8 protein-coding genes are annotated in these 11,017 nt (G+C 55.0%); 3 read left to right on the top strand and 5 right to left on the bottom strand.

The window, feature by feature from the left end; genetic code table 11:
• The 5 genes from FDW95_RS00480 to ttrS form a co-directional block, all read right to left on the bottom strand.
• Window positions 1-2,047, bottom strand: a 2,047-nt coding sequence (locus tag FDW95_RS00480; RefSeq protein ID WP_249358846.1) for an aldehyde ferredoxin oxidoreductase, incomplete at its 3' end; no start/stop codon positions are given.
• A gap of 120 nt (window positions 2,048-2,167) precedes the next feature.
• Entirely contained in the window at window positions 2,168-2,794 is a 627-nt protein-coding gene (locus FDW95_RS00485; protein WP_096757202.1) for a ferredoxin-like protein, read from the bottom strand.
• 510 nt (window positions 2,795-3,304) lie between these two features.
• Entirely contained in the window at window positions 3,305-3,514 is a 210-nt protein-coding gene (gene fumD, locus FDW95_RS00490; protein ID WP_096757203.1) for a fumarate hydratase FumD, read from the bottom strand.
• A gap of 93 nt (window positions 3,515-3,607) precedes the next feature.
• On the bottom strand, window positions 3,608-4,192 hold the full coding sequence (ttrR, locus tag FDW95_RS00495; RefSeq protein WP_115258621.1) for a tetrathionate respiration response regulator TtrR: 585 nt from the start codon (window positions 4,190-4,192) through the stop codon (window positions 3,608-3,610).
• On the bottom strand, window positions 4,167-5,948 hold the full coding sequence (gene ttrS / locus FDW95_RS00500) for a tetrathionate respiration histidine kinase TtrS (RefSeq protein WP_115258622.1): 1,782 nt from the start codon (window positions 5,946-5,948) through the stop codon (window positions 4,167-4,169). Before ttrS ends, ttrR begins: the two co-directional genes overlap by 26 nt.
• 179 nt (window positions 5,949-6,127) lie before the next feature.
• On the opposite strand from ttrS, the gene ttrB reads away from it, so the two are divergent.
• Genes ttrB through ttrA form a run of 3 tightly spaced genes read left to right on the top strand, consistent with a single transcriptional unit; the run spans window position 6,128 to window position 10,949 of the window.
• Entirely contained in the window at window positions 6,128-6,862 is a 735-nt protein-coding gene (gene ttrB, locus FDW95_RS00505; RefSeq protein ID WP_349290501.1) for a tetrathionate reductase subunit TtrB, read from the top strand.
• Complete coding sequence (gene ttrC / locus FDW95_RS00510; protein ID WP_115258623.1) at window positions 6,863-7,885, top strand: tetrathionate reductase subunit TtrC; 1,023 nt, start codon at window positions 6,863-6,865, stop codon at window positions 7,883-7,885.
• A complete protein-coding gene (gene ttrA / locus FDW95_RS00515; RefSeq protein WP_115258624.1) occupies window positions 7,878-10,949 on the top strand; it encodes a tetrathionate reductase subunit TtrA in 3,072 nt (1,023 codons plus the stop codon). Before ttrC ends, ttrA begins: the two co-directional genes overlap by 8 nt.
• Window positions 10,950-11,017: the final 68 nt, after the last annotated feature.

The raw sequence follows: 11,017 nt of genomic DNA on the forward strand, positions 1-11,017 counted from the left end.
GGCGATTCAGGGTTTCACGCGTTGGGCAGCCGAGTTCCGGGTCCCAGCCCATTTCCTGATAGAACATCGTCAATGACTGGCGCATATCTTCCCGATCCATTTTGTCGGTCCCTTCGGTAAACACCGGGATCTTAGGATCTTTGTCGAAGACCCAAGAGCAGATAAGATCGTGCTCATTGCGCATATCTTTGGTTTGCATCAGTTTCACTGTATAGGCACGGTGCAACGTAAAAATACGCTCAGCGGCGAGATCCAGGCTTGCCTGCGTTGTTTCATCACCGGTTACCGCCTGGAAGAATTTCGCTTCCAGATCCAGATCCCCACGATAGTTTCGACTCTTCAGCGGCGACACCGTCATCGGCCAGACCCAGTTGCACAGCGTGACGGCGTTATGCAGACAGACCTTCAGCAGCGTCCATTTGGCATATTTAATTTTGGCGGCGTTGATTGGGGTGTAGTTTTTGGTTTCGTCGTAGGCATCCTGTGAGCCAAACAACTCACCCGCCACTTCACGCTGTAATTTCAACGGCAAACCAGAGCCGATAAAGTTGATGTGGGTGTGCGCCATGCAGTCACGGTTAAACATGCAGTTGGTGATCGCCCCCACCTGTGCCGAGGCCTCGTTAGCATGGTGAACAGGAAAACCAAACGGCGACCACAGTTTGTTTTTGGCATAGCCCCAGTACTCGTCGCCTAAATTCCAGCGTTCGGCAATGGCATATGACCCATCTGCAAGGTGGCTGAGTTCACCGACGCGATGCGCCAGGCGATAGTAGAAATCTTTAATAAAATTAGGATCGCCCGCTTCCAGCTGATCCCAACGGATCTCGGCATACTCTTCAGCCGGCAGCACGCGTTTAAAAACGCCTTTGGCGTAGCAGTAGGTAAAATCACGGTGCAATTGCCCGTAGTTACACCAGATACCGTAGTCGTCGAACAGGTTCAGGCCAACCAGATTCCCCACCACGCGGCCATCATCTTTCTCGTCAAAATCTTTCGGGCCGTTCGGGAAAATCGTGGTGTGCACGAAGTTCGCCACGCAGGTGTTACCACCGGTACTCGGTACACCAAAATCTTTAACACGCGGGACGTTGAGCTGGGTCATACAGCGAATCGGGCATGAGTGACAGCCGCTCATTTTGACCGTGTATTTTTCTGCGGCCGGTCCGAGATCGAACACCGACTTGTAGGTACGAAAGCCGACGGTATTTTGGTTGCCTGGCGGGATTTCCCCCGTTTCAATCGGGCCGCCTTCCGCCGCGCCCCAGAACAGCCCTTTACGCGCCGTCCAGCGTGAGTTTGGCGATGAATATTCAGCCCACGCCTGTGGCGTGCTCGGCACCACATGGTTGTTGTTAGCGCCGATAAGCTCGGTCATCATGTAATCGTTCAGCCGCTTCATCTCTTTGCGATCGGCGATGTTGACCCCTTTTGTGCCTTCAACCGCAATGGCCTTCAGGTTCTTCGAGCCCATCACCGCACCGGTGCCAGCACCGCCGCTGTGGTTGCGGCTGTTGATCATACAGGACAGAGGTACCAGATTTTCTCCCGCCTGACCGATGGCGGTGACGCAGGTTTCCGGGCTGGTGATGCGACAAATTTCTTCGGTCGTAGCGCGTGTACCCTTGCCCCACAGGAAGTCGGCTTTTTCGATGCTGACTTTGTCGTCTTTGATATTGATCCAGACAGGCGATGCCGCCTTACCTTCAATCACAATCGCGTCATAGCCGGCAAATTTCATTTGTGCCGCAAAGAAGCCGCCCATATGGGCATCAACGACTAAATTACCTTTGGTAAAGGTTGATAATGAGGTGATATTGACGCGTGAACTGCAGGGTGCGCCCGAGCCAGTCAGGGGACCGGTGGCGAAAACCAGTTTATTCCCTTCATCAAAAGGTTTTGTGCCTGGCGGGACTTCATCGTACATAATTTTATAACCAAAGCCCATCCCACCGACAAATTTTTTAAATTTACTGGAATCTTCCACGGTGATATTACCCGTCGTGAGATTGACCCGTAAAATATTACCTGTCCAACCATTAGCCATCATGTTTTCCTTTGCTAGAAGGTTTAATAGATATACCCGTCATTTTGCTGGCCGCATTTCCGTACATAGCGGCAATTTTTTTGGCAATTAATGACGCGTATCAGGCAAGCCTGCGATCCATCAAACGGTAATCTCTTTCCATTCGATAATTTTTAATGCTCCAGTCGGACAAGCATTGGCGCATTCCCCACACAACACACATTTCGAGGATTTTTTAGTTTCGGTATTCACGGTCGCCATCATCCAGGGACAGGCCGTGGTACACGCGCTACAGCCAATACAGCGCTTGTGATCCACCGCAATACAACCGTCTTCCTGTTTCCAGGTAATTGCGCCTATCGGGCAGACAGCCATACATTGCGGATCTTTGCACTGGCGGCAGGTATCGGCGGTGTAGTTTAAATCGCCGTATAGTCCGCCACCGGAACCGACACCGTTGTCACCAAAGAAAAAGTTGCGATGGATTTTGATACGGGAAAAGAAGGTGCCAACGGCGCCATCGTTATAATTCGTACAGGAAATTTCGCAGCGGTGGCATCCTGTGCAGCGTGCACGTTGCGTCACCAGCACTCCTTTCGGCGTGTTAATCAGCCCGACAGTGCCGCTATCGACATCTTCCTGCTTACAGCCAAAAAGTGATAACAGTGCGGGGGCAATGGTTAACCCTGCCAGACCTTTTCCTGATATCCGTAGAAATTCAAGTCGCGTTAAACCACAATCTAAAAATGGACGATCAACCTGGTTCATTTATTTCGCATCCTCTTCGCAAACGCTGTAGCAGCAACACATCCAGTGCTCATGTTTATACGCGCCGGGCAGGCCAAATCGAGCCACTGATGTTGCCGACAACACGTGATATTTTTGCCCTAACCTGATCGCATCAATGACGGTGGTTAAACGGAGTGAATCTTTACCCTCAAGACAGGAATAACCCTTTAGGGTTAGGCGGATAAATAATGTGGTTATTCATAGCCTGTAACCTTGATCGTTATCAAGTAAAAACGGGAAGGAGAATAATTAATGCGGAGTGATATTTATTATCATTAAGGCAGGTTGAAATAGTATTTCATCTGCATTACAAATATTTGTGATTACACCTCCAAATATAAGCGTTTGTTTTAATCGATATATAATATAATACATAACGACAAATACATTTTTCTGCACTTTTTATTTTCAAAGATGAATTATATATATTGATAGAATACCGTGGCAGAATTACAGGGCGGTAGCCTTTCTCCACCGCCCTTTTCAGGATTAACCGGCTAACGCTTTAATCACCGTCTCCATGGCCTGTTTTTCTAACTCACTGCGTTGCACACGCTGATTGGCGAGGGTGGTTCTCAGTACACCGGCAATGACGATATGCTTAGGCTCTTGTCCCAGATCGCGCATTTCCAGTACTACTTTACCAACAACTCTGCACATCTCGCGGTACAGTTCGTCATCTTTGGTCTGATTACCCATATTTGCCTGCTCGTCATTAGCTCAAACCAACAGCATATATCAGTCTGGCTTATTAGACAAAAAATCAATGAAAATCAAATAACTGTCATGAATCTACAGAACCTGCTGGAGTCGGTGAACCAGCTCAGCCAGGCTCCCCGCCTGCATTTTTTCCATCACTCTTGCCCGGTGAACCTCAACGGTACGGACCGCAATATTCATTGCATCTGCGATTTCCCGGTTCATCAACCCTTGTGCCACCAGACCGGCCAGTTGGCGTTCCTTTGGGGTAAGCTGTTGGTAGCAAGCGACAATCTCATGGCGCGTGCATGCCGTAATGGAAACCTGCAGAGCATGTTCCAACGCGACCTGAAGTGGTCCGGCAGAAACCGGCTTTTGCAGAAAATCGACCGCTCCACGTTTCATTTGCGCGACCGCCATCGGTACATCGCCATGCCCGGTAAGAAAGACCACCGCCAGCGTGCTGCCGCGCCGTAGCATCTCGTCATGTACACCTTGTCCATCCAGTCCCGGCATACGCATATCCAGCAATACAACCCCGACCTGATGCAGATTGACCTCGGCCAGGAAGGTTTCTCCGTGCTGCCAGCACCGGACCTCGTATCCCAGACTTTCCAGTAAAAATGCGCAGGCCTGGGTGACGGCTACATCGTCATCCAGCAGATGAATGATCGCCACAATCGCCCCCTTTCTGTGTTGGCTTAAAATGTAATCTTACCGCGACACCCGCCCGACCATCTGGAGCCTGTTGATTGTTGATGCTAATCTCGCCGCCGGCATAGCGAACCAGGCGTTGGCATATGACCAATCCCAGCCCCATTCCTTCTTTGCGGGTAGTCATAAACGGTTGGAACGCTTGATAAAGCTGAGTTTCATCGATTCCCCCGGCGTTATCCTGTACCTGTATGCTGATACCGTCGTCCTCATGTTGAGCGGTAAACCACACCGTGCTGGCCCCTGCCTGAGCGGCGTTAAGCACCAGATTTGCCAGTACTTGTTCCAGCAGAACGCTGGGCAGCGTCAGCGTTAAGTTTGCGCTGACCGTCGTTTGCAGCGTGACGTCAGGGAATTGCTGTGTCATACGCAATAATTGCCACACGTGGTGGACAGCATCACGGATGTTGATCGCCTGCCAGTCATCCGTCATTACTGGATTGCCCTGGGCCTGGCTGGCCCACAGACGCAGATTGCGCAACGTATCGGCCCCCCGCTGTGCCTGAGCATCTATCTGTTCAAGCGCAGGTAACAGCGGATGCTGTTGATCCTGACTGCGCAGGCGAATCAGGCAGCCTTGCGCATAGTGACGGATAGCCGAGAGCGGCTGGTTAAGTTCATGGGCAAACCCGGACGTCATCTCGCCGAGGACGCTCATCTGACGCGCGGTTTCCAGTGCCTGCTCCTGCTTGCGCAACAGTACATTGTTACGCTCCAGCAGCCTGCCGCGACGACGGACCAACAGCATCACCCAGATGTAGTTGAGTGTGAGCAACAGCAGAACCACCGCTGCTGCCCCCATTACCAGTTGATGCTGGATAAACCAGCTTTTGATATCCAGCCACAGTTGACGCTGCTGCGGGTGCTGACGAACGTCACGTAGTAACGTTTCGACCTCGCGGGTCGAGGCGGGAGCTCCCCAGCGAAAAGGCGCATCTTGTGGTGCATTAAACAGAACCCGGGTGACGCGATCGGCAAGTTCATCACTCACTGCGGGCAGTGCGGCGAAGGACCAGTCAGGATAAAGCGGCGTGCTGCTCAGGCAGGGAATCGACGTCGGATGGTTGAGCACCACCTTAAAATCGGCTTTATGGATCAGCCCTTCTTCATCCATTTTTTCCAGCAGACACACCGGCACAATCACGGCCTGAACGGCTTTCTCACGCAATAAATACACTAACGCATCGGCAGGAAAACCCGTGAACCTCAGTCGCAAATCGCGCTCCGGGCGCAATCCCGCATCGATAAGCGCTTTATAACCCAGCAAATAGCCGCCAAATGCCTGGGCATCGATCGCCCCAACCGTTTTGCCGATCAGATCGTGTGCCGACGCGATCTCTCCGTCACGCCTGACCAGGATCGCACTACCAATCACATTGCTGGTCGCCTTTCCGCCGCGGGTGGAGCGTAAGGATGCCAGCCAGCGTAGCGCTGCGCGGTTGTTTAACTGCACAAACTGTGCCGGATTGGTTACCACAAACTGCACGGTTCCCCGGTTCACGGCATCTTGCATCTGGTGCAGGTCCAGCGGTTGAATATGAAACCGTTCACCGGCGATTTGCTGATTCAGCAGGGTTTCCAGCGGCTGCCAGTGATTACGTGTGGTGACCTCCCCACGCATGGCTAAGACGCCAATGTTCCATGTCTGCGCCCAGGCCGCTCCACTCAGCATCCACAACGCTGCCAGCACCGTCAGGCAATGTACTACTTTACATCTCACGCCATTATCCCTGTCATTTATGTTGTTTTAGATCAACAACAAGCCGGGTATGTGGTTAACCACAATAGAGTACCCCCCGCCACGATTTTTACACTGTAAATCATCAAGATTCTTTATTCATCACACGCAAACCAACGGCGTGACCAATGTTTCGTTGTTGCATTGTGACGGGAGAAAATATGGACAGCAGTAAACGGCAGTTTCTCCAGCAACTGGGCGTTCTGACCGCAGGCGCATCCCTGGTTCCCCTGGCTCAGGCCGAGTTTCCCTTCTCGCCAGAACGCCATGAAGGGTCGCGCCAGCATCGCTACGCCATGTTGATTGATCTGCGGCGGTGTATCGGCTGTCAGGCCTGTACCGTCAGTTGCACCATTGAAAACCAGACGCCTCAGGGCGCGTTTCGTACCAACGTCAACCAGTATCAGGTACAGGTTGAGGGTCAGCAAAGCGTCACCAACGTGCTGCTGCCGCGCCTGTGTAACCATTGCGATAACCCACCTTGTGTGCCCGTTTGTCCCGTGCAGGCCACCTTTCAGCGCGAAGATGGCATTGTAGTGGTCGACAATACGCGCTGTGTGGGCTGCGCCTACTGCGTGCAAGCCTGCCCATACGATGCGCGGTTTATTAACCATGAAACGCAGACCGCCGACAAATGCACATTTTGCGTGCACCGCCTGGAAGCCGGGCTGCTCCCGGCCTGCGTGGAGTCCTGTGTGGGCGGCGCGCGCATCATTGGCGACATCAACGATCCGCACAGCCGGATTTCACGCATGCTGCACGAACACCATGACACCATCAAAGTCCTGAAACCGGAAAGCGGCACCTCGCCTCACGTGTTCTATCTGGGGCTAGATGACGCCTTCGTCACCCCGTTGATGGGACGTGCTCAACCCGCTCTGTGGCAGGAGGTTTAAATGACCCATTCACTGATTATCGAAGAGGTGCTGGCCCATCCGCAGGAAATAAGCTGGTTGCCCTGGGCGGTACAGTATTTCTTTTTCATTGGCATTGCCGCCTGCGCGGCGCTGTTCGCCTGCGTGCTCCACTGGCGTAAAAAAGCGCAGCCGCAGCTAGAAAACCTGACGCTGCTGATCGCCCTGACCTGTGCCATCACCGCCCCGCTGGCGCTGACCGCGGATCTGCACCAGACCGCGCGCGTCTGGCATTTCTATGCCTATCCGACACCGTGGTCATGGATGCCGTGGGGGGCACTGTTTTTACCGTTGTTCACCGGGTTTCTCGGGCTGTGGTTTCTGGCGCAGCAGGTCAAACGGTTTACGCATAAAAGTTACAGCGTCACTAAATGGTTGGCTGTGGGCAGCGCGCTCTCAGCCATTGGATTATTGGTGTATACCGGCCGCGAAGTCTCCGTCGTGCAGGCGCGTCCCATCTGGTTCAGCTATGTCTTCCCGCTGGCGATGTTCCTCAGCGCGCTGCAAACCTTCTTCGCCCTGCTTATCGCCAGCATAAACCGCGACAGCACACTACCGCGCAAACTGGCATGGGGGCAGATTGTCACGTTGATCGCCCTGGCCATTGTGATGGCGTGGTGGGTGAGCGGCGATACGCTTTCCGGGTCGGCGATTCGCCAGTGGCTGGATGTTGCCGCGTCTGCACGGCACTACGCCATCGGCTGGGTAGTGCTGTGGGCTGTCTCACTGGCACTTTGCGGATGGGTGTTACGTCACCCATCGTCATTACCGCTGCGCATTACGCTGGCCTTCAGCGCCATGGCGCTGTGCTGGCTGATACGCTGGACGATACTGATTCAGGTGCAGACCATCCCCAAATTTAACGCGCAATTCAATCCGTACTCCCTGCCCGGCGGCACAGATGGCTGGCTGGCCATTGTAGGCACCTTTGGCCTGTGGGTTGCGCTACTCATTATTGTTCATGAAGGCCTCAACGCGATCGCAAGGAGAATGCAACATGGCTAATTTAACCCGTCGTCAGTGGCTTAAAGTTGGTCTCGCCGTTGGCGGGATGGTGACCTTTGGCCTGAGTTATCGGGATGTGGCAAAGCGCGCGATTGACGGTTTGCTGGATGGCACCTCGGGGAAAATCACCCGCGATCGCATCTTCGGCAATGCGCTGATCCCCGAAGCCAACGCCCAACCGCGCTGGCAGCAGGATCCGCAGCAGGTGATCGCCATGACCCAGTGCTTCGGCTGCTGGACCCAGTGCGGTGTGCGGGTCCGCGTCGACAGTAAAGCGGGGAAAGTTCTGCGCATTGCGGGCAACCCCTACCACCCACTGTCGCATGAACATCACATTGATTCGTCGGTTCCGTTTGCCACGGCAATGGAACAACTGGCGGGCGAAAGCGGTCTTGATGCGCGTTCCACCGCCTGCGCCCGGGGCGCAACCCTGCTCGAAGGTCTGTACAGCCCGCTGCGAATTCTGGAGCCGATGAAGCGCGTCGGTAAACGTGGCGAAGGTAAATGGCAGCGCATCAGCTTTGAACAGCTCATCAAAGAGGTGGTGGAAGGCGGCGACCTGTTTGGCGAAGGTCACATTGACGGCCTGCGGGCCATCCACGACCCCATCACCCCGTTAGATGCTAAGCACCCCGGCTTTGGCCCGAAATCCAATCAACTGCTGGTCACCAATACCAGCGACGAGGGACGCGATACGTTTATCCGCCGTTTCGCACTGAACAGTTTTGGTAGTAAAAACTTCGGCGCGCACGGTGCGTATTGTGGGCTAGCGTATCGGGCCGGTTCCGGCGCGCTAATGGGCGATCTGGATAAAAACACCCACGTCAAACCGGACTGGGATAACGTTGAGTTCGCGTTATTTATGGGCACCTCCCCGGCGCAGTCCGGCAACCCGTTTAAGCGCCAGGCTCGCCAACTCGCCAGCGCCCGCTTACGCAATGATTTCGAGTATGTCGTTGTCGCACCCGCCCTGCCATTAACCACGGTACTGGCTGACGATCGCGGTCACTGGCAGCCTGTGCACCCGGGGAGCGACTCGGCGCTGGCAATGGGAATGATCCGCTGGATCATCGAAAAGCAGCGTTACAACGCCGATTACCTCGCCATCCCTGGTGTCCAGGCCATGCAACAGGCCGGAGAAAAAAGCTGGACCAACGCCACGCATCTGGTGATTACCGATGAGATCCCAACGCTTGCCGGACAGCATCTCACGCTCGCCCATCTGAACACCGACGCGCCTGGCGAACCGCTGGTCGTTAACGAGACCGGTGACATGGTAGCAGCCAGCAGCTGTCAACGCGCACAGCTGTTCGTGACCCGCGAAGTAACGCTGGCCGACGGGCAAACCGTGACGGTCAAAAGCGGATTCCAGCGTCTGAAAGAGTCTGCCGAAAAGCTGTCACTGGCGCAATACAGCCAGCAGTGCGGCGTGTCGGAGGCAAAAATAGGCGCGCTGGCGGACGCCTTTACCCGTCACGGGCGTAAAGCGGCGGTGATCACCCACGGCGGGATGATGGCAGGCAACGGATTTTACAACGCCTGGGCGGTGATGATGCTGAATGCGCTGATTGGCAACCTCAGCCTCGAAGGCGGGGTCTTTGTGGGCGGCGGTAAATTCAACGGTGCCACTGACGGACCGCGCTACAATATGGACAGTTTCGCCGGAAAGGTGAAGCCGAAAGGCCTGAGCATCGCGCGCAGTAAAACCGCCTATGAATCCTCGGAAGAGTACCGTAATAAAGTGGCCGCTGGACAATCGCCCTTCCCGGCGAAAGCCCCATGGTATCCGTTTGTCGCCGGGCAGTTGACCGAATTACTCGTCTCGGCGCTCGAAGGCTATCCGTATCCGCTAAAAGCCTGGATCTCCAACATGACTAACCCGTTCTACGGCATTGCGGGGTTGCGTGGCGTGGCGGAAGAAAAGCTCAAAGATCCGGCGCGTCTGCCGTTGTTTATTGCCATTGATGCTTTTATGAACGAAACCACCGCGCTGGCGGACTATATTGTCCCGGATACCCACAACTTCGAAAGCTGGGGATTCAGCGCCCCGTGGGCAGGCGTGGCGAGCAAGGCCACCACCGCCCGCTGGCCGATTGTTGCACCCGCCACCAGCAAAACCGCCGACGGCCAACCAGCATCCATGGAGTCATTTTGCATCGCGGTGGCAAAACGCATTGGGCTGCCGGGCTTTGGCGATAACGCCATTACCGATCCGCAGGGCAATCACTATCCGCTGAACCGCGCGGAAGATTACTACCTGCGACTGGCCGCCAACATTGCGTTTATGGGTAAGGCGCCGGTCGCCGAAGCCGCGCCGGAAGATATCTCGCTGACCGGCGTGACGCGGATCCTGCCGGTCATCACCGACACGCTAAAAGCCGACGAAGTTCGTCGCGTGGCGTTTGTCTACTCGCGCGGTGGTCGTTTTGCGCCAGATAAGAGTGGCCGCACCGATAACCGCGTCGGTAATGCGTGGGAGAAACCTCTGCAAATCTGGAACGCGGATGTCGCCGCACACCGCCATGCGATCACCGGCGAGCGCTACAGCGGCTGTCCGGCCTGGTATCCTTCCCGCCTGTCCGACGGGCGTTCGGTGGACGAATTGTTTCCGCAGCAGGAATGGCCACTGAAGATGATCTCCTTTAAGTCCAATACCATGTCCAGCGCCTCGGCGGTGATCCCACGTCTTCACCATCTCAAGCCTGTGAATCTGGTGGCGCTCAACCCGCAGGACGGCGCGCGTTATGGTGTGTCACACGGCGACACGGTGCGCATCATCACGCCGGGTGGACACGCACAAGCGCAGGTCAGCCTGCTCAACGGCGTTATGCCGGGCGTTATCGCAATTGAACATGGCTACGGACATAAAGAAATGGGGGCAGCACAGCATACGCTTGACGGAGAGCCGATGGCGTTTGATGAAAAGATTAAATCGGGGATTAATATTAACGATTTGGGTTTTGCCGACCCGACGCGTCAGGTGGCCAATACCTGGCTGGACTGGGTCTCAGGAGCGTCTGTGCGCCAAGGGCTACCGGCGAGAATCGAGCGAGTGCAACTCTAGCGCCGGATGGCAACGCTACTGCGTTTTACCCGGCCTACAGACGTTGTAGGCCGGGTAAGGCGAAGCCG

Origin of the sequence: Citrobacter sp. wls718 (assembly GCF_005280945.1) — a bacterium.
Taxonomy (GTDB): Bacteria; Pseudomonadota; Gammaproteobacteria; order Enterobacterales; family Enterobacteriaceae; genus Citrobacter; species Citrobacter gillenii.